This is a genomic window from Nitrosospira sp. TNL300 (assembly GCF_055385915.1).
This window is the reverse complement of the sequence record NZ_AP041005.1, coordinates 662,952-686,261: the sequence shown is the minus strand read 5'-3', so window position 1 is coordinate 686,261 and position 23,310 is coordinate 662,952. Positions and strand designations below refer to the sequence as shown.

Here is a 23,310-nt window from a genome sequence, read left to right as displayed (position 1 = left end):
GTAACTAAATAGCGTTCGCGCTCAGCAGCCATGCGCAGCAGTTACTTGATCTCGGTAGAAGTGCGAATGGAAAGGGCTCTATCCTTTAGACGTGACATGGTGACATTCATCGATGGTGCAGAAGGAATAGTTCTTGGCAGCAATACCCGGCAGCCAGTCTCCTGCGGCAAGCATCTGCTCAAAACAGGATTCGAAGGTGTTTTCGCTGATTTGGGTCATGAAACGACGCTCAATTTTTCCTAAGTGATTTCGTTAGTTAAAGAAAAGGCCTTTTCTTTAACTAACGAACAGGCGAAGGTAACGATTGAACGCATATACGCGACCTCTCTGCTGACCGGTGATTTCCATCAGAATGCCCAGCTTCATCAAGTCCCGAATTGGTTTGGGCTGGATTCCGGGTCAAGCCTGGAATGACGAGATTCATAGTATTTTCTGGCCGGATCAATAATAAATCCATCAAGGCTTCCAGTAATCCTGGAATCGCCTAAACATTGAACCTGAAATGCATCACGTCCCCATCCTTGACGACATATTCCTTCCCTTCAAGCCGCATCTTGCCTGCTTCCTTGGCGCCCTGCTCACCTTTAGAGGCAATGAAATCGTCATAGCTGATGACTTCGGCACGGATAAAACCCTTTTCGAAATCGGTATGGATGACAGCAGCGGCCTGGGGCGCAGTATCGCCTTTTGATATGGTCCAGGCGCGCACTTCTTTCACCCCGGCGGTAAAGTAGGTCTGCAACCCCAGCAGTTGATAAGCTGCACGCACCAGGCGGTTGAGCCCCGGTTCTTCCAGGTTCATGTCGGCGAGAAAAACCTGCTTGTCTTCATCCGGCATCTCGGCAATTTCGGATTCGAGGGCGGCACAGATGGCAACGACAGGCGCGCCCTCGCCTGCCGCGTACTCTTCCACGCGGGTGAGCAGCGGATTGTCGGTGAATCCTTTTTCGTCCACGTTCGCTACATAAATGGCGGGTTTGGCTGTGAGCAGGCATAGCGGTTTGAGCAGTTCCTGTTGTTCTTTATCCAATCCAAGGCTTCTGACCGGCTTGCCCTGGTCGAGATGCTCCCTTACCTTTTCGAGCAGCGCCACGAACTTGACCGCTTCCTTGTCACCGGACCTGGCGAGCTTGGTTTCCCGTTGCAGCACCTTTTCGACAGTAGCCAGATCGGCGAGTGCAAGTTCAGTCTGTATGGTTTCGATATCCGAGATAGGATCGACCTTGCCGGAGACGTGCACGACGTTGTCATTCTTGAAGCAGCGCACCATGTTGATGATGCCGTCGGTTTCACGGATGGTGGCAAGAAACTTGTTGCCCAGCCCTTCTCCCTTCGAGGCACCTGCGACAAGACCGGCAATATCGACGAATTCAACCACTGCGGACTGCACCTTTTGCGGCTTGACGATTGCAGCAAGTTCAGCCAGACGAGAGTCGGGAACTTCGACGATGCCGACATTCGGTTCGATGGTGCAGAAGGGATAGTTCTCGGCAGCTATGCCAGCCTTGGTGAGGGCATTGAAGAGGGTGGATTTTCCGACGTTGGGCAAGCCAACGATACCGCATTTCAGGCTCATGGTTTGATTTGGTTACTCGTTTTAAGGCGCGCTGTGATGGTTAAAGGGGTATGAGAGTTTGTTCCGTCATTCTCAGGCAGCAGCTAAATACCCGTTTTTTGACAGTCCTCCCTGGAGGTCTTTCCCGAACGCATTCGACCCTTCGACAGGCTCAGGGTGAACGATAGAGAAGGTAGAATCAAGAGGAACGAAACTGTCCAACTCAATGTCAGCTTTGAAATATCAGCTTTGCTTCTGGGTATGCAGCTTCATCATTGCGGCCTGATAATTGCCTTCTGCGATGAGGGGCCAGACTTCCAGGCTGTCGTTTATGGCAGTATCGATCAGCGCCGCTTCTTCCTTGCGCGGGGGCTGCAATACGTAATTCACGACGGCATGCTTTTCTCCCGGATGGCCGATGCCGATCCGCAGGCGCCAGAACTCCCTGGTACCGAGTTGCGCGACAATGTCTTTCAAGCCGTTGTGACCGCCCAGTCCGCCGTCGAGCTTCAGCCTGGAAACGCCCGGTGGCAAGTCCAGTTCGTCGTGCACTACGAGCATCTGTTCAGGCTGAATCCGGTAGAAACGGCACAACGCAGCCACTGCCCTTCCGCTGGCGTTCATGTAGGTCTGGGGATTGAGCAACCAGGATTCAGAATCGTCTCGCCCGATTCGAGCGCACAAGCCGTGAAACTTCGCATCGGCCTTCAGCGTGACGCTCAATTGATCCGCCAGGCGCGCTACCCACCAGGCGCCGGCATTATGGCGTGTTGCCGCATATTCCCTACCTGGATTGCCAAGACCGACGATGAGCTTCACTGAATGTAATCCAAATCATCAAAACGAAAAGCCCGCGAAGCCAGAATGACTCCGACGGGCTGAAAAACTGATGTGATGCCGGTAAATGCTGCACTGAGGCGGATGCTGTGATTCCACTCGCACCTTCCTGCGGAAGGCACTGCTCCTCCCTCCTCGCCAGCGCCCCCACTTGCTCTAAACAACAGAAACGGTAGTCAGGCCACATTTAAGGCGCTAACTGGCGCTTGGGGCGCTTATAGCCCCGCTCCGGGTCGCACCTTCCTGCGGAAGGCACTGCTCCGCCTCCGCGGGGCTGCCCCTATTTTTTCTTTCCTGCGTCTTTTTTCTCGCCTTCCTTGGCGACGCCTTCTTTCTTCTGTACGGAGGTGGGTATGTCTCCCGCTGCTATGCCGGCCGCTTCCTCAGCCGCTACCGCACGTGGAATGGCGATGGTGGCCACAGGGAGGTCTTCACCTTTTATCAGCGACGGAATTTCAACTCCTTCCGGCAACTGCAGGTTGCTCAGGTGTATGGTATTTCCGGCTGCAAGTTCACCCACATCGACGGAAATGAATTCAGGCAGATCCTTGGGCAGGCAGGAAACATCCAGTTCGGTAAGCACGTGGCTCACCAGTCCGCCGGCCAGTTTCACTCCTGGGGCAATATCTTCGTTGATGAAGTGCAAGGGCACTTTCATATGGATTTTCTTGTTCGAAGCGACACGCTGAAAGTCGATATGCAGCACCTGGGGCTTGAAGGGGTGCATCTGTATATCCCGCAGCAGCACCTTTTCTTTCTGTCCCTCCACGCTCATCGTCAGGATGGAGGCATGAAAGGCTTCCAGTTTGAGCTGGTGATAAAGATCGTTGTGATCGAGCTCGATCGGTTGCGCCGGGTTTTCTCCACCATAGATGATTCCCGGCACTTTGCCGGAACCCCGCAGGCGGCGGCTCGCACCTTTGCCCTGCAATTCGCGCTTATCGGCGCTGACTTCAATTTGCATCTACTTTCTCCAGAATGTGGATCATCCGCGACCAGATGAATCCGATTAATAAACCTGTATATTGCCCTACCCTGTTCAAATCTCGGGCTATTCGCTGTCAGCCTTGCTTCCCGTTTTGCTTCTTCATGCCGATATATAATGTGTAATGCCTGGAACTCGCGTTACTCCATGAAAAGCGAACTCACGGAATCTTCGTTACTGATCCTGAGCATCGTTTCCGCTAGCAGGCTTGCCACGCTCAACTGCTCTATGCGGGCACATGCCCTGGCATCCTCCCGCAGCGGAATGGTGTCGGTGACAACGAGCTTGTCCAGGGCGGAATTCTCGATCCGCTCCACAGCACTGCCCGACAGCACCGGATGCGTGCAATAAGCCAGCACGCGTTCCGCTCCCTGCTCCTTGAGCGCACGCGCTGCTTCGCACAGGGTATTGGCGGTATCCACCATGTCGTCCATGATCACACAGGTGCGCCCGTCCACCTCGCCGATGATATTCATCACCTTTGCTACATTCGCTTTGGGACGCCGCTTGTCGATGATGGCAAGATCGCATTCGAGCCGTTTGGCCATCTGGCGCGCACGCACTACTCCCCCGACATCAGGAGAAACCACTACCAGATTCTTGAAATCATTTTTCCAGAGATCGCCCAGCAGGATCGGCATGCTGTAGATGTTATCCACGGGTATGTCAAAAAACCCCTGGATCTGGTCCGAATGCAGATCCATCGTCAGCAACCGGTCTATGCCGACACTGGTCAGCATGTTTGCCACTACCTTGGCTGTGATGGGTACCCGCACCGAGCGCGGGCGCCTGTCCTGGCGGGCATACCCGAAATAAGGCATCGCGGCGGTGATTCGCGACGCGGAGGCGCGCTTTAGCGCATCCACCAGCACCAGCAATTCCATCAGCGTATCGTTGGTGGGCATGCAGGTGGATTGCAGGACGAATACATCCTTGCCGCGGACATTCTCGAGGATTTCCACCATTACTTCGCCATCGCTGAAACGGCCCACCGTGGCACGGCCGATGCGAAGATTGAGGTGCCGCACGACATCCTGCGCCAGCTTGGGATTGGCGTTACCCGTGAAAACCATCAAGCTATCGTAGGCCATGAGGAAACCTAAAAGTCAAACGCGGAACCAATGGAACCGGCAGATGGGAAATTCATGGGAGCGAACAGGGACTGGCGGCAGGCCAGCCCGGACGATCATGGAGCTTAAAGCTGGCTGGGGAGGTAGGGATCGAACCTACGAATGCCGGAATCAAAATCCGGTGCCTTACCACTTGGCGACTCCCCAATTATTGTTCTGCAAAATCATGCAAGGGATGGCGATCAAGTCCCTGCGCCACAAAACCCTTCATACCGTATGGAACCTTCCCCAGCGCCGCCCTGGCCCCGGATTCGGTTGCAAACTCGGCAAAAACGCACGCGCCCGAACCCGTCATGGCAGCCATCCTCGCACCCTCAAGTTGCCGCAGCCACTCGAGATGGCGTGCCACCTCTGGGTATGAGGCACATACCACCGGCTCGAGATCATTATGTCCTTGCTCGGTGGAAAAGGGCGGTATTTTGATCGGAATCGTGTTTCGTGTCAATTCCTTACTCGAAAAAACCTGTGCCGTTGAGACGTGCACAGGGGGCGTGAGTACCAGGTACCATGCCGGGGGCAGCGCGATCGGCAGGAGTTTTTCGCCGATGCCTTCGGCAAAGGCATTTCCACCGAAAACGAATACGGGAACGTCCGCGCCCAGCGCCGGAGCCAGTTTCAAAAGCTGGTTCCGGTGCCAGTCCAGCTTCCACAAGCGGTTGAGCGCCAGCAAGGTCGTGGCTGCATCCGAACTGCCGCCCCCCAGGCCGCCACCCATCGGGATGCGCTTTTCCAGAAAAATATCCACCCCCCAGGAAGCACCGCTTTCCCGTTGCAGAAGCTTTGCCGCGCGCACGCACAAATCCTGCTCTTCCGGCACCTCCGGAGTAGGCGTATGCAGCCTGATCACACCGTCCGCGCGTAGCCCGAAATGGAGCTGGTCGGCGAAATCCACCAGGCGGAAAACGGTTTGCAGAAGATGGTACCCATCCTCCCTGCGTCCCACCACGTGCAGGAACAGATTGAGCTTGGCAGGCGCAGGACAGGTCAGTTCCGCCTGCGAATCCGCTTCAGTCGTCGACAGCATTCCATTCATCTATTACCAGCCTTATCCGCAGACCGTTACGGTTAAGTGTCAGCAGCCTGGCACGCGCGACCTCTGGCTGTGGAGTTTCCGCAGCTGCCGCCGGCGAGTAGCCTGCGTAGGTGATTTCCCATCCGTTCTGACGAATGGATGCCACGCGGCCTGCAATATCAAGGTCGACTTCGGACGGGGTGTCCGGCGAATTCGTGCCTTGCACCCAGTACTGCAAGCCCGAGAGTGGCAGGCGCCAGCCCAATACCCGTTCTGTGAGTTCTTCCACATTATCGGCGTAATAATGTTCCTGCTCGGCAGTTATCAGAGACACGCCATCGGCTGTGCGCTCAATCTGCCCGACAGCCTGACCTATGGGGGAGAGAAGGAGAATCTGATCGCTGTCCTGCACGTGGCGCCACTGAACTCCACCGGAAAAACCGTCTCTGCCTTCTTTCACCGATACCCTGCCGATCAGCCGGAAGCCTTCGCTTTTCGCTTCCATCGCGCCGGGTTCCATGATAACAGTGCTGGCTATATTCTTTTCTTCTGGAGCAAGGGTCGCACAAGCGGAAAAAAAAGCAGGTGCCAGAAAAATAAGATGCCATGAGCGAAAGGAGCGCAAGGAGAGAAAGGAGCCAAGGCAGGACAGGGAAAATCTTCCGAAATCTTTCAACTTCGGACAAGCCGGGTTCACAGAGCGAACAGGCTGCGAATCAACGCAGGGCATCTCTATCCCACCCTCACGCTACTTCATGAACTTCTTCATCACGCTAATCAACGCTTCGTTGCCGGGATGATTCTTGAGCGCCGTCTGCCAGATCTCTTTCGCTTCGTCCTTCATTCCCTGCACCCACAACACTTCCCCCAGGTGAGCAGCGATTTCCGGATCGGGATTCATTGCAAACGCCTGTCGCAGGTAGCTTAATGCCTGGTTGATGTCCCCCATGCGATAGTGCACCCATCCCAGGCTGTCGATGATGTAGGGATCGACAGGAGAAAGCTTGATCGCTTTCTCGATCAGTTCCAGCGCCTCCGGCAGGCGCCGGCTGGAGTGTTCGGCAATACCGTAACCCAGGGCATTGTAGGCGTGGGCATGGTCGGGCCTCAGTCGGATCAATTTACGCAGATCCTGCTCCATGATATCCGCCTTGCCTACTTTCTCCGCAGCCAGGGCACGGTCATAAAGCAGTTCGGGGGAATCGGGAAGTTTTTCAAGACCGCTGCTCAGGAGCTGAAAAGCTTTCCTGTAAGCGCCTGACTCGCGCAACAATTGCGCCTCGGCGATGATTACCTGTGCGCGCTGCTGGTCATTGGCCACCGGCAGTTGCTGCAAATGCTGGAGACCCTCCTTCATTCTGCCCGCTCTGCTCAATAGTATGGCATATTTGATCTGTGCCGGGATAAACTGGGTTCCATCCGTAACCGAACGATACCAGTTCAACGCCTGGGGAATCTGCTGTTTTTTTTCACTGATGCCGCCGAGATAAAAGCGCACCATTCCCGGGTCCCGATAACCCAGTTCCAGCGCTCTTTTGAAATTCGACTCGGCTACATCGTAGTTCTGTAACTCCAGGGATAACAGGCCGACGGCAACGGCAACATCCGGGTTATCCGGATTTTCTGTCAGCAATTTCTGGAACTGCTCCCGGGCTTTGCTATAATCTCTTTCAGCCAGCAGCAAGCGTGCATAGGTAATACGTGTATCATTGGCTTTGGGATAGCGCTTGAGATAATCGTCGAAAAATTCGATTGCGCGAGCATTGGATTCGCGCGCCAGGATACGTCCTTCGTAAATTGCCGCCATCTCCCACTCCGGCCGCAGCGCCAGCGCTTTTTTCATTTCTTCCAGAGCGGTATCGAAACGCTCGGCAAACCACGCCGCCTGGGACTCGGCAAAATGCGCTTCCGGCAGATCGGGATAAGGTTGCGCGAGCTGCTTTACCAGTTCGAAGATTGCACTCTTGTTGGGACTGCGCACCAGCAGGCTGTTCAGTTGCATGAAAGCATCATCGATCTTGTCTCCCGCAACCGCCAGCAATTTTTCCAGATGGGGACGGGCTTCATCCAATCTGTCAAAATGCACCAGCAATGCAGCCATCATCTGACGGGCTGGAATCGATTCCGGATCGAGCTCTGTCCAGATTCTTGCCGCTTCGAGGGCGAATGCCGGCTGACGCGCCTGGAGCGCGGCTTCCGTGGCGCGCTGGGCCACGCGCGGATCCTGAGTGCTTTTTGCAAGCTTGAGATAAGTACGAAGACCGATTTCCGTGTCGCCCCGCTGCAGCGCTGTCTCCGCCAGCAGAAAATCGAACAGCATGGAGGGGGTCAAATCCTGATTGGGTAATCTTGACTGCTCTGATTCCTTCTTCTCTGCCGGTTTTTCCGCCTTGAGAGAAGTCTTGGCAGGAAGATATGAACAGGCGGCAAGAAAGAGCAGCGATAATGCGCCGGGAACTTTAAGACTCATGCGGAAATCCGGAAGATTCGAAAAAGGGGCTGCAAATGGATGGGTTCCTTCAGCACAGCCCACATATTAGGTATATTTTACGCTTATCACAAGTAGACACCTGAGCCGTAACCTCTGCCCGCAAGGATTTACCGGAGGCGCCAGCTCCACGGTTGCGCACTGCCTTCCACTGAAATGGAAAAATGAACTCGATCCATCCGCCAACCTGAATCATTGATCTTGTCATGTCTGCAAAAACAGAACAGAAAACCGTTTCAGCGCATGGCCTGGGCCGTTATTTTGGCGCTCGCATTGCCGTTGACGAGGTCAGCCTGGAACTGGGACAAGGGGAAGTACTTGGTCTCCTCGGACCCAATGGCGCGGGCAAGACGACGATCATGCGCCTTCTCACCGGGAATCTTGCTCTCAATACCGGCAAGGTCGAAATCTGCGGCATGGATTTGCAGAAGCAAACACTCAAGGCGAAAGCCTGTATCGGCTATCTGCCGGAGATACCCCCTCTCTACCGGGAGTTAACGATAGATGAGTATTTACGGCTTGCGGTAAAATTGCGTCGTCTCGCCCGTTCAAAAACAGACGATGCAATCAGGAAGGCAGTGGAACGTTGCGGACTGGATAATGTGCGCCGGCGACTGATCGGCTCCCTGTCAAAAGGCTACCAGCAGCGCGCAGGTATAGCTCAGGCCATCATTCACGATCCGGCAGTCATCATTCTCGACGAACCGACCTCGGGGCTGGATCCCAACCAGATGCGCGACGTCCGAGCACTCATCCGTGAACTTGGCGCAATGAGAAGCGTGATTTTTTCAACACACGCCTTATCGGAGGTTGAGAGCGTGTGCGACCGTGTGCAGATCATCAACCACGGACGGCAGGTGTTCGAGGGCTCGGTGGATATGATGAAGCTGGAAGGAACCCGGCTCGAAGAGATATTCTCGCAATCCACCATGGAGAAAATTGAAACTTGATTACGATCATTGCCCGGAAGGAGCTGGGAGTATTGTTCGGGTCCCCTTTGGCATGGGGAATACTTGCGCTGGCGCAACTGGTATTCGCCTGGTTTTACCTGGCGAATCTTGAAAGTTTCCTGCAGGTTCAACCGCAGCTGATAAGAATTGCCCACCCGCCAGGAGCAACCGAAGCAATTGCGGCTCCGTTATTCTCCATAGGTGCAGTCGTGCTGCTGATGATAACGCCGCTTTTGACCTCCCGTCTCATTGCTGAGGAGCGCCGCAATCACACCTTGCCTTTCCTGATTTCCGCACCTGTTTCGATGACGGAAATTGTCCTGGGAAAGTTTCTCGGCCTGATGGTTTTTCTCTCGGCCATCATCGCCCTGATTGTTGCACTGACGGTTTCCCTGCTTGCGGGAGGCAGACTGGATTTTGGCCTGTTGCTGAGTAACGTGGCTGGCCTGTGGCTTCTCTCAGCTTGTTTCGTTGCGCTCGGGTTATATATCTCCTGCCTCAGCACCCAACCTGCAATCGCGGGAGCAGCGGCGCTCTGCATACTTTTCGCGCTATGGATCATGGATAACGCTGAAAGCGGAGAAAACGGCATAACGCGCAGCTTGTCCCCGTTCGCTCATTTTGAAAATTTCAACCGGGGAATGATCGATACATTCGATCTCGCTTATTTTGCTCTTTTCATTTTCTTTTTTCTGGCCTTATCCGTTCGCTGGCTGAAACTGTACAGGTAGGTATGCTCCCCAAGAGGAAAAAACTGCGCTTGCGCTGGACACAAAGCGCAACATTTTTGATATCGCTCATACTGCTGGTAGCATTGCCCGGTTACCTGGCCTGGGAGAATCGCATCCAGTGGGATGTCACCCAGAACGAACGCAACAGCCTGAGCCCGACCAGCCTGGAGGTGCTGAAGCAAATGGAGGGTCCCCTGCTGGGGAGTGTCTACATATCTCCCCAGGATGCTCAACTTGGCAATGTATCCGGGATTATTCGTGACTTTCTGACACCTTATCAGCATGCCAAGCCTGATTTCGCTGTCACCTTTATCGACCCCTCCGAGCACCCCGAGCTTGCACGGGAGGCAGGTGTCGAGGGCAGCGGCGAAATGATCATCGAATATAACGGCAGGGTGGAACGGCTGACTACATTCAATGAGCATGCGCTGATCAACTTGCTGATGCGGTTGATGCGCCCCGGCAGCAGGCCGGTAGTAACGCTCAGCGGCCATGGCGAGCGCAGGCTGGACGGTATTGCCAATCGTGACCTCGGGGAATTTGGGCAGCAACTGACGGCAAAAGGCTTCAGGATTCAACCGCTCAATCTGATCACCACTCCTGAAGTGCCCGCAGATACGAGCTTGCTCGTCATTGCTTCGCCTCAGGCCGATCTGTCCGAGGGCGAGGTCGATCGAATACTCGCGTATATCGAGCGCGGCGGCAATCTTTTATGGCTGCTGGACCAGCAACCTTTGCACGGATTGCAGCCACTGGCGGAGAAACTTGAACTGACTCTGACGCCCGGTGTGGTGATCGACCCCCAGGCGGGGCAGCTGAAAGCACCCGTAACTTTTTCTGTAGGCGCAGTCTACGGCGAACATCCCATCACCCGCAACTTTGACTACCTCACGGTATTTCCTTTTGCACGCCAGATCACAATCAACGAAAACGATGCATGGCACAGCCTCTCGCTGGTGGAGGCCGGAGAAAACGGATGGGTGGAAACAGGCGATCTGAATGCCGGCATCGCATTCGATGCGATGTATGACGTATCCGGCCCGGTCAGTATCGCGGCTGTGTTGAGCCGCACGGTCAATGACCAGGAGCAGCGGGTCGCCGTTATCGGAAGCGGTTATTTTCTCGCCAACGCTTACCTCGGCTACGGCAAGAATCTTGATTTTGGCGTCAATCTCGTCAACTGGCTTGCCGGCGATGAAGACCTCATCGCTATCCAGCCACGAACGACCATCGACAACAGCTTGACCTTGAAGGAACCAACGCTGACGATAATAGCCTGGGGATTCCTCATCGTGATCCCGCTGATTTTCCTTGGAAGCGGGATGATGATATGGTGGCGGCGCAAAAGAAGATAAAGAATGCTTCTCGCCGCTTTTCCCTCAGGACACGGAATAACCGATCAGTCCGGTGAATCCTGAATCCTGGACAACGTTCTCCCTACCTTGACCATATCCTGACCATATCCTGACCATATCCGGCGACCCCTTTATCCCAACATTCCATTCCGACATTCGAATTGCCTGAACTGCCTGAAGTCGAAGTTGTCCGTCGCGGCATCACCTCTGAACTCGAGGGGCGCAAGATCGCCGGCTTGACGGTACGAAATCCGAATCTGCGCTGGCCAGTGCCAGACCTTGAGCGAACGCTTCGCGGTCTGGAAATCAGAACGGTAGCGCGTCGCGGAAAATACCTCTTGCTCGATTGCGGCGCGGGCACGCTGATCCTGCATCTCGGCATGTCTGGCAGCTTGAGATTGCTGCCCCTTGCAGCTAATATCGCCCTGCAGAAGCACGACCATATCGATCTGCTTCTGGATAACGGCATGGTTCTCCGTTTTCGGGATCCTCGCCGCTTTGGGGCTGTGCTGTGGACTGCGGGAAATGCCGCGGACCACCCGTTACTGTCTCACTTGGGACCCGAGCCCCTTACCGAAGCATTCGACGGCAAGCTGCTGTACAGAAGAACCCGAAACCGTAGCGCCAGCATTAAAGAGGTATTGATGAACAGCCGCATTGTCGTCGGCGTCGGAAACATTTACGCAAACGAAGCGCTCTTTCTTGCCGGTATTCATCCTGTAACCGCTGCCGGCCTGATTGGAGCGAGGAGATGTGCGAGATTGGCGCAGGCAATCAAGGAAACCCTCGGGCGCGCGATAGAAGCAGGTGGCAGCAGCTTGCGCGATTTCGTTGGCAGCGATGGCAATCCCGGGTATTTCCAGCAGCAGTATTGGGTTTATGGCCGAACTGGGCAGCCTTGCCGAAAATGTGGTACAAATATCGAACAGGTCAGGCAGGGGCAGCGTTCGAGTTTTTATTGCCCGCGTTGCCAGAAATAAATTCACTGGAATACATGAATATTACATTCATTGGGGGCGGCAACATGGCTTGCGCTTTGATTGGCGGCCTGCTGCAACAGGATTATTCACCGGCACAGATACGGGTAGCGGAGATCAACGCTGAAACACGCGAGAGAGTCCGGCGTGAGTTTGGCGTGGAGGCGGTCGCGGAACTTGCGCGGGGCATGACCGGCGACAGGGGGATAATCGTGCTCGCCGTAAAGCCGCAGCAGCTCTCCATCGTGGCGCGCGGGCTCGCGCCGCTGCTCAAACAGAACCTTGTCATCTCGATTGCCGCCGGTATTCGGGCAGAAACCCTTTCACAGTGGTTCGGCGGGCACGCCCGTATCGTGCGGGCCATGCCCAATACGCCCGCGCTGGTTGGCTCCGGCGTTACCGGACTCTATGCAATGGCGGGTGTGAATGATGAGGAAAAAAGTGAGGCGGAGACCATACTGCGTGCGGTCGGCACTGTGCTATGGGTTGAAAGCGAAGAATTGCTGGATGCAGTGACTGCCACCTCGGGCAGCGGTCCTGCTTATGTATTCTACTTCATCGAGGCCATGCAAAAGGCAGGACAGGAGTTGGGGCTGGATGCGGACCAGACGCGCAAACTGAGCATTGAAACCTTTCTTGGAGCCGCCAGGCTCGCGAGTGAGAGCATGGATGAGGCGAATGTTCTGCGTGCGCGGGTCACATCGCCCGGCGGCACGACGGAACGCGCGATAAGGTCGCTGGAAAATGACGATGTCAAAAACGGAATCATACGGGCGATCCGTGTCGCATATCAGCGGTCACGCGAGATGGGCGACGAACTCGGCCGGACATGACAGAATAGAATAGAGAATAACCCATGCGCGCAAGCTGCGCAGTAAAAAACGGATAATACTTTCATGATCAGTCAGATGCTCATATTTCTGCTCGATACCCTGCTGGGGCTGTTTTCCCTGGCGCTGCTGCTGCGCTTTTATATGCAACTGGTGCGCGCGCCGTATGGAAACCCGCTCTCGTCATTCCTGACTGCAGTAACCGATTTTCTGGTCAAGCCCGCAAGGCGCGTCATTCCCGGTTATCGCGGCATGGATCTTGCGACGCTTTTGCTGGCGTGGATTGCTCAGGTCATGCTGCTGGCGAGCGTGTTGATGCTGAAGGGTTACAGCCTCAGCTTCAGCTCCAACTCCATAGGCACTGCCGCGGGGGGGCTGGCGCTCCTGGGGTTGGTGGAAATCATCAAGACGACGCTTTACATCATCATGGTGGCGATCATCATCCAGGCTGTGCTTTCGTGGATTAATCCCTACAATTCGTTGGCTCCGCTGCTCGACAGCTTTACCCGGCCGTTTCTAGGCGTTATCCGCGAGCACATTCCTCCCATCGGGAATATCGATCTCTCGCCGCTGTTCGTACTGATCGTCATTCAGTTGCTTCTTTTTGTAACGGCGCGAATGGAGCAGGAAGTCAGCCGCTTGTTCTGACGGTGGAAATCCTTCAGGCGACGAATGGTATCGCAGCGATGATACCGGGAAGCGCCTGATTCTCACTCTGCACATACAGCCCGGTGCAAGGCGTACTGAAGTCGTCGGCCCGCACGGCGATGCCCTGAAAATCAAACTTGCCGCCCCACCGGTAGAAGGTGCCGCGAATGCTGCTTTGCTCGCATTTCTCGCTGGGGTTTTTGGAGTGCCTCAACGTCAGGTAATACTCAGGCAAGGGGCCAGATCGCGACGCAAAATCGTTGAAATCGAGGGGATGGCCTGTGGGGCCGATACGCTACTGAAGCAGGGTGCCGGTTGATACTTCGGCTATCCGCAATCGTTGCAAGCTCCTGGATCAGGCATTCCATGGGCAAGCGCTTTCAAAAAGCTGTCGTTATTTTGCGATCGTGATGCTTGGCACTCCCGAGCGCGGCAGATCCGTAACCGTCATCTGGAACAGGAGATACAGCAGCTGGAAGGCGCTCCGGTTCCAGCGAGCTAGGGGTCCCCGGGTGTGTACCGAGTAATACTGATCATAGGCGCGCACCCACAGATCGGCTTCCCGGGGGGCCGAATCCGTCACCAGCAGTTCCATGGTAGCAACAGGATTTTCATCATCCTCGAGGGGCGGTGTACGAAAGTCTTTCTCCACATGATATTCCGGCTCGTCGCCCAGGGTGCGTCCGAGGAAATTGAGAATGGCATGAAAGCTGCGGAGACGAAAGGTCCCTTTCATGTGCCACTCCCCGCCAAAATGATTGGGGCGAATATCGAAAGCGACATCATTGGGACTCCATTCACGCGCCTCATTACTCAAGCGCTTGCGCTCCTCCGGTGAGAGGATGTTGGGGTCATAATTGGTGATGAGAATAGGTCCGGCTGCCTGCTTGACCAGGATGTAGGTGTTTTCCCGCGCGTCATAGCGTACGGAAAACTCTTTCTGCAGAGCCTGAAAACCTTCTGCCGTCACCGAGGCGGCGGGAATGGTCCAGGTCTGCTCCAGAATCAATGGCTCCGCATGGAGGTGGTTATGATCCTGTATGGCGGACAAATGCAGCACCACGCGCCTGAACATGCCGTAGCCGGGCGAATCAAAGGGCCGATTGCGATAGGAAACCTGCCGCCCTTCGTTATCACTAACGCGCACTTCCTGGGCCATCAGCCGCATCAGGAGATCGATATCGAAACGCTGACGGAGCAAAAGCGTGAGTTTGTTTTCCTGAAATGGGGTGAGCAGACGCCGGGCAAACTCCTCTCCCTCTACCGGAACAATGGTGATCGTGGGATTTTCCGCCACACTTCCCCCAAACACAGGCATCAGTATGCCGCCAGCATTTCCTGTCAACGCTGGGGTGGCGCCGGCACTGACACGGAAATCGAACGTTGCTGCAACGTTCGATACGCCGGTGAAGTGTACCGGCTGATTATGATAAGCACGCGCTATATTCACCAGCAGTTGCCTGGAGGCGGCCCCGGTAGTCGCTTCGTCATAGGCGTCGACGGCGCGATTGAGTGCAATGGGGGATGCGCAACCGCCCAGCAGAAACAGGGGCAGGAGCAGGCATGGGAGCTTCGGCAAGGTGTCCGCGTGTCCGGTAGGGAAAAAGGTCATTCGTCTTGTTCTCTTTTTTTGCCGGATTATTTCCGGAATCTTTCAAAGCGCCAGATTTTTGCCCGCCTCAAGCAGGACTGCGATACCGATAAGGGCAAATACGGCTGCTGCACTTCCACGCACGAGGCGCGCCGGAATCCGATTCGCCAGGCGTTCGCCCAAATAGACTGCGGGAACATTCGCGACCATCATCCCGAGCGTGGTGCCTGCCACCACCGCGGAAAACATCTGATACTGCGCTGCCAATGCCGCAGTCGCTATTTGTGTCTTGTCGCCCATTTCTGCAAGGAAAAAAGCCAGCAGCGTGGCGCTGAAAACACCGGCGCCGTCGCCCCCGGCTCCGGACTGCGCTTCATCAAGCTGATCGGGAATGAGCGTCCAGATCGCCATGCCGACAAACAGCAGGCCAAGTATCCAGTTCAGGGTTTCGGGACCAAGTTGCGTGATGATCCACGAACCGATTGCGGCAGCGAAGGCATGGTTCAACAGGGTAGCGACGAGTATACCGAGCACGATGGGAACCGGCTGGCGAAATTTTGCCGCGAGGATAAAGGCGAGAAGCTGCGTTTTGTCGCCAATCTCTGCGAGTGCGACAACGCCAGCCGAAACAAGGAAAGCTTCCACGTTCTTACGCTCCAGGCCGGACAAGAATCGAGACCACGCTTCTCCCCGGCCTTCGGGAGACAATGTGGTCAAAGGTCTTGCCAGGCACGGAACTGCTTGCACCATGACCGGGCCGGTCAAGTATGTTGATGCAAGCCCTTCAATTCGACGGAAGGAGGCTACTCCTCGATGACTGGAATATTCTACTTGCCGAATAAAACCTTGTCCATGCGCGCCAGGATCTGTTAACAGGCCCTGGTCAAGCCGATGCTCATATGCTGTGGGGCGCAAGATGTCCGAGGTCCTGTTCCGGACAAGGCCGAGCGCAGGAAAGAGATCGAGCAGAAGCGCAGGAAGTGATGGCGCGCTTCAACAAGCGGTATGCGGAGACGGTGGCGGATTGATCACAGTCCAAGCTCTGCATGCGACCCAAGCCGGACCAGATGCAGGGTGTCGTTGTCGATCTTTCTATAAATCAGAATCAGGTCTGGTTTGATGTGAACCAAAAAGAAATTATTCCACGTGCCAGATAGCGCATGATTGCGGTATTTGCCAGGAAGAGTTTCGTCTTTTGCAAGTCCCTCTATAACCGGGCGCAGTTCCTCTTCCAGCGTTTTTCTGTGCATCCCCTTCAATTCGCGCTTATAGTCTCGTTTAAACGAGCCAAGTCTTTCAATCTGGCGCATTCAAATCCTTCATCAATTCCTCAACGGTATTGAATCTAGGCAAATCGCCTGGTTTTGCGTTAAGTGATTCCATCATTGCCGCTTGGGTTTTTGGTCCAGGAACTAAAGGATCGAACGGCAGCGCACGCTCACGCGCCACCTTGATCAGCAGCAGGCGCATCGCATCGGAAACCGTAAGGCCAATCTCTGCCAGAACGGCAGCAGCTTCCTCTTTTACCTCCTTATTCACTCTGGCTTGGACAAGGTCATTTGCGGGCATAAATCCTCCTGTAATGTGAATTACATTGTAATTCACTCACAGGCTTTTTCCTACCACACTGTTCCAAAAATGAGAATGGCGATGAACATCAAGGCCACAATGGGAAGTGCGGACCGTTCGCGTAGACACCGCCAAAAAAGCTCATGGTGGTGATGCGATCAGGCCGGCGACTGCCACGATGGCAAGGACAGCCAGGAGTATGCTCATGCTGGCTGTTCTTCCTTCCCGTGTCGCTTTGCTACGTCTTCTGCCCAGTTATCGACTGAGGCGAATGTGACTCCTCCCCATTGAACTCTTCCGTCCGAGTACACCACCGGGCCCAGTATCTCTCCTTTCTCCAGGGTCCCCAGGACAGTTATAGGCGTGATCGTGATATATGGTTCCGAGTCATCGTCAATGGACCGTGAAGGTGTCCCCTTCCCTCACGTACTTCAGCGCCTCCTGCAACTGCGGCCGGTTCGTGTCCTTGCCCGATGCCTTGTCGGTGAATACGCGGTCAAGCGCGATGCCGTCGAGCTGCCGTGTTCGTTCTGGTCCACGGTGCTCACGCGGACATATCCAACGGTCTGTGTTTTCATTGTTGTTCTCTGCTTTTGTTAAAAGTGTCGGTTTGAAATCTTGAGACTTCAGCCGGTATGTGTCGATAAATACGCCTTTCCCACCGTATTCCGACAGCTTACGGGCTGCCCTGAATGTGTCGTTTTGGGAGTACCCTAAATCGTAGCCTGACCCTGATAACGGGTTTACTCTTACCCTAAATCTGGGGGTCTTTTTTTGTCAATTCGTGCAATCGAGCCTACCCTATTTGACGCTGGAATCAGCAAATGGATTGTGGATTCGCAATTGCCCGTCTATCAGTAGTCTGTGTTGCATGTCCTCAGAGTACAAAGTGTCGCACTGCGAGACCAGCGCGGCTGCCACGATCAGCCCATCGTAGACACTCAAGCCGTAACGCTCTGCCACCAGCAGTCCCCGATCATGTATCTCCAGGGTCAACGATTCACACGGGCACATCGAGCGGACCAGGGTGAGCACTTCGTTGACCTCGCGCCATGGCATGGAGAGCTTGCGGCGCATCACGTTAGCCATTTCATTCAGGACTTGTACGCTGATCGTGCCGCCAGTACGCACAACTTCTTCGGCGCGGGCTGCCTTGGCTGTGTCTGCGGAGAGCAGATATAGCAGGACATTGGTATCGATGAAGCTAGTCACGCTCATTTGCTTCTTCGCGGTCAAACTTGAAATCTGCCGGTAGCTTGCCGCGATACTTGCGTAACCGCTCAAGGAGCGCTTCTGTGTCGGGCTTCTTCTTGATCTCGAATACTCTGTCGCTGGCTATGATGACCTCGATGTTATCTCCCTCACGCAGGCTCAACGCTTCAACAACGGAAGCAGGCAGACGAATCGCCAGACTGTTGCCCCATTTCGAGACTTGCATAGAACCCCTCGTATGGATATACACGATGAAAAAGTATATCTCATAACAGGATCAATTTGTCGCCACGTAGATTTCGTTCCAGTTACGAGTAGGCCCGATGTGGCTTGCCATGTTGTTCGCGCTTTTGTTCAGACGCGCATTTCTTTGGAATATGCGAGGGTAACGTTTTCGCGCTTCTGGGGACGGAGCGCATTTCAATTGACATACGGAGGCGCTTCTCCGAATGCTTGAATGAATCCTTTATCGTCCAGCTTCATCACGGCCTTGGATAGCCATATCGCCTCTTCCTCGAATGTCATCCTTCCCTCCCCCGCTGTTGATATACGCGAGCCTTGTGTCTCGGAAGCCGTGCCTCTAGCCTTCAATTTGCGGGATGATCGCTGTACGATTACGTTGTCACCCTTGAAGCTGTATCCCTGTAAGAATCCGATAGCGACGAGATTATCCAACGCATTGCGGCAATTCCGTTTGAGCCGGCAGGTTAGGTAACGGCTCTGCCGGAAACTCACCGTGATTCTGCTAATCTGGATTTATATCGTGCATGAACCAGGTTTGCGGGAGAAAGGCATTTTGCATTAAATATTTACCAATGAAATGAACGAGGAGTACCCCATGTTCAGAAAGAATCTCTCACAGCGTGACAACAGGAGTCTCGAGAACGAGGTCATCCTGGCCGTGATCGCGCTGTACCTGTTGCTCGCACTCGTTATGACCGTCGTGCACTACATACAGCCGTCGGAGCAGACAGCGGCCACATCTTCCATGTCGCCTTCCCATCGGGAAAAAGCCGAAGCAGAAAAATAAACTGAAACCTGGGCGGTACCACCACCATAAAGAGGAGAGTTCGTCATGATTCGCAGTGTTGTGAGGGATAATCACTCACTCTGCGTCATTCACGGCCTGCCGCGGCGGCAGGGCGACGAGCAGGTTGTCTGGCTGGAGATCAATGCGCCGACGCCCGAGGATATTGTGTGTCTGAAGCAGCGCTTCGGAATAGACACCACGCGGCAGGCAGGCAGCGTCTCCGATGATGGCGCCTTCATGTACATGCGCGCCAAACTCCTTCGTCTGGGCAGCAACGGGACGCCGAGCTTTGGCGATGTAACTTTCATGCTGGGCGAGCAACTGGTCGCGATTCTCTGCCAGGATCCCGATTTCCACCCGTTCGACACAGCATTGCAGCGCATGAATCGCAGGCCGAATCATGCCCGGAATCCGAAATCGGTACTTCGACTATTGCTGCAGGTGGCCAATGACAGCGCGGATACGGTAATAGATCGTCTCGCGGATGAACTGGAGCGAAGTGCAGAAGAGATTTCCGAAATATCGGATGGATATAACGCGCAGGGCAGGGAACTGGGTGTGCCTGACCTGATAGAGACCATGCAAGACCTGAATGAAAAGGAAGATATTATTTCGCGCTGCCTGGAAGCGCAGTTGTCGCTGGCGCGCACCGTGCGTTACTTGAGTGGCGAGATCGATAACGTGGCGGAGGCAGAGCTGCAGGTATTGACCACGGAACTGGCCGAAGACGTGGCCGGCGTAAAGGAGCATGCCTACTTCGAGCACGAGAAGGTGCGGTATCTGCAGAATGCGGTCACGAATATTCTCAACATCAAGCAGAACCAGATCGTCAAGGTCTTCACCATCATCACCGCGGTTTTCCTGCCACCCACGCTGGTGGGCACCTTCTACGGCATGAACTTCGCCGTAATGCCGGAACTCGCATGGGAATACGGATTCATTTATTCGATGGGGTTGACGGTATCGGCTGCGCTGCTGCCACTTATATACATAAAACGCAAGGGATGGTTGCGATAAGATTGCGACCATACGCAAAGCGGATAACAGGTGCTCTGCGGAACTCCAAAACCGCGTTTTCGGTCTATCGCGCGGGCGGGCATTTTTTTGCTATTTTGCTATATTGGACTTGCAAATAAGAATAAAAAGACGGTTTGCCTGAAGAGGGCTAAGCGGGATCTCACATAGAAAGGAGAAAATCTCATGAAAAAGGTTCTGATCGCATCTGCTTTAAGCTTCGGCCTGGTTTCGATCGGCGCCCTTGCTCAGGAGGAAACGGAAGCCATCGGGAAGCCGGGCGACCCCAGTCACGCTTCCCGGATCGTTGAAATAACTGCGGTGGATAATCGCTTCAAACCTGACGAGATCAAGGTGAAACAAGGTGAAACCATAAAATTTCTGATTACGAACCTAGGCAAGAAAAAGCACGAGATGATGATCGGCACTGCGGAAGAAATTGATAAGCATGGTAAAATGCTGAAAAAACACCCTGACCATGCGCATCCGGACCAGCCGGATATGGTTTCGATCGAGCCGGGTAAGACCGGGGAGCTGGTGTGGCATTTCACGGAAGCAGGCGTAGTGGATTTTGCCTGCCCGCTGCCCGGCCACTTCAAAGGTATGAATTTCCCAGGTATGAAAGGCACAATCAAAGTAGGAGCGAAATGAAAATATCGAGACACGCAGTATTAGCTGGAATCATGTTTGCTGCCTTTGCGGGCGGCGCTTATGCTTCCGCAACAGTTGACGTTTACAAAAGTTCCACCTGCAAGTGCTGCGCGAAGTGGGTCGATCATATGCGCGCCAATGGATTTACCGTGAATACTCATGATGTAGGCAACAAGGAAGCCCGTGAGCAGGCGGGCATCGCCCCTGTACTCGGTTCATGTCACACTGCGCTGGTCGACGGCTATGCAATTGAAGGACACGTGCCTGCACAAGATGTCAAACGACTTCTCAAGGAGCGTCCCAGCGCCATCGGCCTGACCGCTCCCGGCATGCCGCATGGCTCCCCTGGAATGGAAGGCGAGCGTAACGATCCGTACGATGTACTTCTGATCAACAAACAGGGGGTCACATCGATTTACAGCCGTCATCTTCCCTCTGATCCGAAAGCATCTGTGATGAGACTCAAATGAGGAGCTTCAGACCATCGAGCGATAGTGAGGTATGCGATAAGAAGCTTGCGGGTTCCGGCATTCTGGGCAATAGCTGTGGCGGTAACCGGAAAAGTGACAGGCATGAGAGCCGGACAATCATGAATATGCGGTTATTGCTCCTGGCAAGTATGACGATTGGACTGATCGCAGGATGCGGCGAGCCGAAGCAGCTCGCCTCGCCATCCGCAACCACTCCGGCAGCTACCCCGCCTTCCGCCACAGAGACTGCGCCACCTGAGGCACCACCGGCGTCTTCCGCACCTCCTGCCGCGGAATCCGGTACGGTTCCGGCTGAACCAACCCCGCCTGCCGCTGCTCAGGTGGAGCAGCCTAAAAACCTCGCCGCACGCAAGTTGGCGCCGGAAAAAATCAAGCGCGGCGAAGAGACTTATCGAAAGAATTGTGCAAGTTGTCACGGACCGAACGGTGAAGCTACGCCAGGTTGGCGTACTCCGGGACCGGATGGCCGGTATCCTCCACCGCCATTGGATGGCAGCGCTCACGCTTGGCATCACTCAACGGAAACGCTGGAAAAAATGATTCAGGATGGCAGCGTGGATGGCACCATGCCTGCCTGGAAGGGAAAACTGACAGACCAGCAGATCGGGGACGTGATCGTCTGGATCAAATCGCTCTGGCCCGATGAGGTTTATGATATCTGGTACCAGGAAATCGAAAACAAGCCGAAGCCGAAGCAGAATTAAGCGCTGACAGGCGAAGAGTGGGACTAAGGGTCAGGACTGAAAGCCCTGACCCTTAGTCCCTGACATGATCTGAATTCGATGGCCGAAATTCGCTGGATTGCTATGCTACAGCCCGTTCTGCCTTGGCTGTCTCTTACCTTCGCTACCTTTGCCGGATTCCGGATCAATCCTGAATGACGAGACACCGAGTGACGAACGTGCGTAGCGCACAAGAGCATGAACGAGAGTAACCGTGCACAAGGCGCCCTGCGAGCGCCCTGTGCAGAAAGGAACCGCTGAGGACCTGCTCGGCGGTTCCTTGAAACCGGTTTAATGGCTTAGGCCTGTCCGGTCTTTTGCGTTCCGTTTTCTGCCTTCCTGGCTGAAGCGCGAGCCGGCAGTTTTTCGCGAATACGAGCAGATTTGCCGGAGCGATCACGCAGGTAATAAAGTTTGGCGCGACGCACTGCACCGCGGCGTTTGATCTCTATGCTCGCAATCAGGGGAGAATACGTCTGGAAAGTCCTTTCCACTCCCTCACCGCTGGATACCTTGCGCACGGTAAAGGCAGAATTGAGACCACGGTTACGCTTGGCAATGACGGTACCCTCGTACGCCTGAATGCGTTTTCGGTCTCCTTCCACCACCTTGACGTTGACGACAACCGTATCTCCAGGGGCAAAATCGGGAATTGTCTTGCCTAGGCGGCTGATTTCTTCGCTTTCAAGTTGCTCGATCAGATTCATTTCGTGACTCCTTGCCTTATATTCCTTGCGTTTCAGTAACTTCCAATTGGCACTCAATTCGCTTGGTATGCGTGCTGGAACTCTTCCAGCAACTTCCGCTCTTCCGCGGTGAGGCCCTTCTCCATTTTCAATGCCAGCAGGTCAGGCCGCCGCAACCATGTCCTTCCCAAGGACTGCTGTAGCCGCCAGCGTTCAATTCTGGCGTGATTTCCGGACAATAAAACCTCGGGCACTACGCTTCCCCAATAGACTTCCGGCCGAGTATAGTGGGGAAAATCCAGCAAACCTGCTGTAAAGGAATCCTGGTTCGCGGATTCCGGATCTCCCAATACGCCGGGCAACTGCCGCACCAGGCAATCCATGAGCACCATCGATGCCAGTTCACCGCCGGATACGACATAATCTCCTATGGAAATCTCATAGTCCACCTGACGTTCGATCAGCCGCTCATCCACTCCTTCATAACGGCCTGCCAGCAGCACCAATGCGGGCAATTCGCTTAACTCCGTCACCACGTCCTGGTTCAGGGGTCTTCCCTGAGGTGACAGATAAATTACTCTCGTGTTACTGATACCACAGGCTCTTTGCCTTTCCCTGGCAGCGGTTATCGCTTTTTCCAGGGGCTCCGCCAGCATTACCATGCCAGGTCCGCCCCCATAGGGCCGGTCGTCCACCCTGCGATAATTGTCCTCGGTAAATTCCCGCGGATTCCAGGTATACAGGCGATAAATGGCATTTTCATTCGCCCGCCCGGTTACCCCATACCTGGTTACAGCATTGAACATTTCGGGGAACAGGGTGACAACGTCGAAATCGAACGTCATG

30 protein-coding genes, 1 tRNA gene and 1 riboswitch are annotated in these 23,310 nt (G+C 54.7%); of the genes, 13 read left to right on the top strand and 18 right to left on the bottom strand.

The features are described 5' to 3' along the window. Positions 1-30: 30 nt before the first annotated feature. A complete protein-coding gene (locus ACZ5BW_RS03115; protein ID WP_464574183.1) occupies positions 31-243 on the top strand; it encodes a hypothetical protein in 213 nt (70 codons plus the stop codon). Between the two features lie 241 nt (positions 244-484). On the opposite strand, the gene ychF is transcribed toward ACZ5BW_RS03115, so the two are convergent. The 8 genes from ychF to ACZ5BW_RS03075 form a co-directional block, all read right to left on the bottom strand. Then, positions 485-1,576: a redox-regulated ATPase YchF gene (gene ychF, locus ACZ5BW_RS03110; RefSeq protein WP_464542419.1), complete on the bottom strand. Its 1,092-nt coding sequence runs from the start codon at positions 1,574-1,576 to the stop codon at positions 485-487. Positions 1,577-1,798: 222 nt separating this feature from the next. Beyond that, positions 1,799-2,374 carry an aminoacyl-tRNA hydrolase gene (gene pth, locus ACZ5BW_RS03105; RefSeq protein ID WP_464542416.1) on the bottom strand — a complete coding sequence of 192 codons (576 nt, stop codon included), beginning with the start codon at positions 2,372-2,374 and terminating at the stop codon, positions 1,799-1,801. A gap of 298 nt (positions 2,375-2,672) precedes the next feature. Next, entirely contained in the window at positions 2,673-3,356 is a 684-nt protein-coding gene (locus ACZ5BW_RS03100) for a 50S ribosomal protein L25/general stress protein Ctc (RefSeq protein ID WP_464542414.1), read from the bottom strand. 161 nt (positions 3,357-3,517) lie between these two features. Next, complete coding sequence (locus tag ACZ5BW_RS03095) at positions 3,518-4,468, bottom strand: ribose-phosphate pyrophosphokinase (RefSeq protein ID WP_464542412.1); 951 nt, start codon at positions 4,466-4,468, stop codon at positions 3,518-3,520. Between the two features lie 111 nt (positions 4,469-4,579). Beyond that, positions 4,580-4,654: transfer RNA gene (locus ACZ5BW_RS03090), tRNA-Gln, on the bottom strand. A 1-nt stretch (position 4,655) separates the two neighbouring features. Continuing rightward, positions 4,656-5,540: a 4-(cytidine 5'-diphospho)-2-C-methyl-D-erythritol kinase gene (gene ispE, locus ACZ5BW_RS03085; RefSeq protein WP_464542410.1), complete on the bottom strand. Its 885-nt coding sequence runs from the start codon at positions 5,538-5,540 to the stop codon at positions 4,656-4,658. Then, positions 5,515-6,249 carry a lipoprotein insertase outer membrane protein LolB gene (gene lolB / locus ACZ5BW_RS03080; protein WP_464542408.1) on the bottom strand — a complete coding sequence of 245 codons (735 nt, stop codon included), beginning with the start codon at positions 6,247-6,249 and terminating at the stop codon, positions 5,515-5,517. Before lolB ends, ispE begins: the two co-directional genes overlap by 26 nt. Positions 6,250-6,267: 18 nt before the next feature. Then, positions 6,268-7,989 (bottom strand): tetratricopeptide repeat protein, encoded by a 1,722-nt coding sequence (locus ACZ5BW_RS03075; RefSeq protein ID WP_464542406.1) that lies wholly within the window; start codon positions 7,987-7,989, stop codon positions 6,268-6,270. Between the two features lie 224 nt (positions 7,990-8,213). On the opposite strand from ACZ5BW_RS03075, the gene ACZ5BW_RS03070 reads away from it, so the two are divergent. From ACZ5BW_RS03070 to ACZ5BW_RS03040, 7 genes are all read left to right on the top strand, one after another. Then, on the top strand, positions 8,214-8,957 hold the full coding sequence (locus tag ACZ5BW_RS03070) for an ABC transporter ATP-binding protein (RefSeq protein WP_464542404.1): 744 nt from the start codon (positions 8,214-8,216) through the stop codon (positions 8,955-8,957). After that, positions 8,954-9,688, top strand: a complete 735-nt coding sequence (locus ACZ5BW_RS03065) for an ABC transporter permease (protein ID WP_464542402.1) — start codon at positions 8,954-8,956, stop codon at positions 9,686-9,688. Before ACZ5BW_RS03070 ends, ACZ5BW_RS03065 begins: the two co-directional genes overlap by 4 nt. A gap of 29 nt (positions 9,689-9,717) precedes the next feature. Next, complete coding sequence (locus ACZ5BW_RS03060; protein WP_464542400.1) at positions 9,718-11,043, top strand: GldG family protein; 1,326 nt, start codon at positions 9,718-9,720, stop codon at positions 11,041-11,043. Positions 11,044-11,204: 161 nt separating this feature from the next. Further along, positions 11,205-12,023, top strand: coding sequence for a bifunctional DNA-formamidopyrimidine glycosylase/DNA-(apurinic or apyrimidinic site) lyase (gene mutM / locus ACZ5BW_RS03055; protein ID WP_464542398.1), 819 nt, complete (start codon positions 11,205-11,207; stop codon positions 12,021-12,023). A gap of 14 nt (positions 12,024-12,037) precedes the next feature. Next, complete coding sequence (gene proC, locus ACZ5BW_RS03050) at positions 12,038-12,853, top strand: pyrroline-5-carboxylate reductase (RefSeq protein ID WP_464542396.1); 816 nt, start codon at positions 12,038-12,040, stop codon at positions 12,851-12,853. Positions 12,854-12,916: 63 nt separating this feature from the next. Further along, positions 12,917-13,498 (top strand): YggT family protein, encoded by a 582-nt coding sequence (locus ACZ5BW_RS03045; protein ID WP_464542394.1) that lies wholly within the window; start codon positions 12,917-12,919, stop codon positions 13,496-13,498. A gap of 55 nt (positions 13,499-13,553) precedes the next feature. Further along, on the top strand, positions 13,554-13,817 hold the full coding sequence (locus tag ACZ5BW_RS03040) for a DUF167 domain-containing protein (RefSeq protein ID WP_464543642.1): 264 nt from the start codon (positions 13,554-13,556) through the stop codon (positions 13,815-13,817). 75 nt (positions 13,818-13,892) lie between these two features. Here ACZ5BW_RS03040 and ACZ5BW_RS03035 read toward each other — a convergent pair whose 3' ends face one another. From ACZ5BW_RS03035 to ACZ5BW_RS03000, 8 genes are all read right to left on the bottom strand, one after another. Beyond that, positions 13,893-15,110, bottom strand: coding sequence for a hypothetical protein (locus ACZ5BW_RS03035; RefSeq protein WP_464542392.1), 1,218 nt, complete (start codon positions 15,108-15,110; stop codon positions 13,893-13,895). A 42-nt stretch (positions 15,111-15,152) separates the two neighbouring features. Next, positions 15,153-15,734 carry a TMEM165/GDT1 family protein gene (locus ACZ5BW_RS03030; RefSeq protein WP_464542390.1) on the bottom strand — a complete coding sequence of 194 codons (582 nt, stop codon included), beginning with the start codon at positions 15,732-15,734 and terminating at the stop codon, positions 15,153-15,155. Positions 15,735-15,742: 8 nt separating this feature from the next. Further along, a riboswitch (yybP-ykoY riboswitch) is annotated at positions 15,743-15,913 on the bottom strand. 204 nt (positions 15,914-16,117) lie between these two features. Beyond that, complete coding sequence (locus ACZ5BW_RS03025) at positions 16,118-16,399, bottom strand: type II toxin-antitoxin system YafQ family toxin (protein ID WP_464542388.1); 282 nt, start codon at positions 16,397-16,399, stop codon at positions 16,118-16,120. Next, positions 16,386-16,658 (bottom strand): type II toxin-antitoxin system RelB/DinJ family antitoxin, encoded by a 273-nt coding sequence (locus ACZ5BW_RS03020; RefSeq protein WP_464542386.1) that lies wholly within the window; start codon positions 16,656-16,658, stop codon positions 16,386-16,388. The genes ACZ5BW_RS03025 and ACZ5BW_RS03020 overlap by 14 nt, the downstream gene beginning before the upstream one ends. 393 nt (positions 16,659-17,051) lie before the next feature. After that, positions 17,052-17,165 (bottom strand): recombinase family protein, encoded by a 114-nt coding sequence (locus ACZ5BW_RS03015; RefSeq protein WP_464543641.1) that lies wholly within the window; start codon positions 17,163-17,165, stop codon positions 17,052-17,054. Positions 17,166-17,459: 294 nt separating this feature from the next. Continuing rightward, the gene (locus ACZ5BW_RS03010) at positions 17,460-17,876 is read right to left on the bottom strand and encodes a PIN domain-containing protein (protein ID WP_464542384.1); all 417 of its coding nucleotides are present in this window, start codon (positions 17,874-17,876) and stop codon (positions 17,460-17,462) included. After that, on the bottom strand, positions 17,863-18,096 hold the full coding sequence (locus ACZ5BW_RS03005; RefSeq protein WP_464542382.1) for an AbrB/MazE/SpoVT family DNA-binding domain-containing protein: 234 nt from the start codon (positions 18,094-18,096) through the stop codon (positions 17,863-17,865). Before ACZ5BW_RS03005 ends, ACZ5BW_RS03010 begins: the two co-directional genes overlap by 14 nt. Before the next feature lie 194 nt (positions 18,097-18,290). Then, complete coding sequence (locus ACZ5BW_RS03000) at positions 18,291-18,545, bottom strand: hypothetical protein (protein ID WP_464574182.1); 255 nt, start codon at positions 18,543-18,545, stop codon at positions 18,291-18,293. Positions 18,546-18,708: 163 nt separating this feature from the next. On the opposite strand from ACZ5BW_RS03000, the gene ACZ5BW_RS02995 reads away from it, so the two are divergent. From ACZ5BW_RS02995 to ACZ5BW_RS02975, 5 genes are all read left to right on the top strand, one after another. Continuing rightward, positions 18,709-18,900 carry a hypothetical protein gene (locus ACZ5BW_RS02995; protein WP_464542378.1) on the top strand — a complete coding sequence of 64 codons (192 nt, stop codon included), beginning with the start codon at positions 18,709-18,711 and terminating at the stop codon, positions 18,898-18,900. 45 nt (positions 18,901-18,945) lie between these two features. Further along, the gene (locus ACZ5BW_RS02990) at positions 18,946-19,917 is read left to right on the top strand and encodes a CorA family divalent cation transporter (protein WP_464542376.1); all 972 of its coding nucleotides are present in this window, start codon (positions 18,946-18,948) and stop codon (positions 19,915-19,917) included. 183 nt (positions 19,918-20,100) lie between these two features. After that, a complete protein-coding gene (locus ACZ5BW_RS02985; protein WP_464542374.1) occupies positions 20,101-20,565 on the top strand; it encodes a cupredoxin domain-containing protein in 465 nt (154 codons plus the stop codon). Then, a complete protein-coding gene (locus ACZ5BW_RS02980) occupies positions 20,562-21,035 on the top strand; it encodes a DUF411 domain-containing protein (protein ID WP_113066548.1) in 474 nt (157 codons plus the stop codon). The genes ACZ5BW_RS02985 and ACZ5BW_RS02980 overlap by 4 nt, the downstream gene beginning before the upstream one ends. Next, positions 21,032-21,760, top strand: coding sequence for a c-type cytochrome (locus ACZ5BW_RS02975; protein WP_464542372.1), 729 nt, complete (start codon positions 21,032-21,034; stop codon positions 21,758-21,760). The genes ACZ5BW_RS02980 and ACZ5BW_RS02975 overlap by 4 nt, the downstream gene beginning before the upstream one ends. Positions 21,761-22,077: 317 nt before the next feature. Here ACZ5BW_RS02975 and rplS read toward each other — a convergent pair whose 3' ends face one another. After that, entirely contained in the window at positions 22,078-22,485 is a 408-nt protein-coding gene (gene rplS / locus ACZ5BW_RS02970; protein WP_464542370.1) for a 50S ribosomal protein L19, read from the bottom strand. Between the two features lie 53 nt (positions 22,486-22,538). Continuing rightward, complete coding sequence (gene trmD / locus ACZ5BW_RS02965) at positions 22,539-23,309, bottom strand: tRNA (guanosine(37)-N1)-methyltransferase TrmD (RefSeq protein WP_464542368.1); 771 nt, start codon at positions 23,307-23,309, stop codon at positions 22,539-22,541. Position 23,310: the final 1 nt, after the last annotated feature.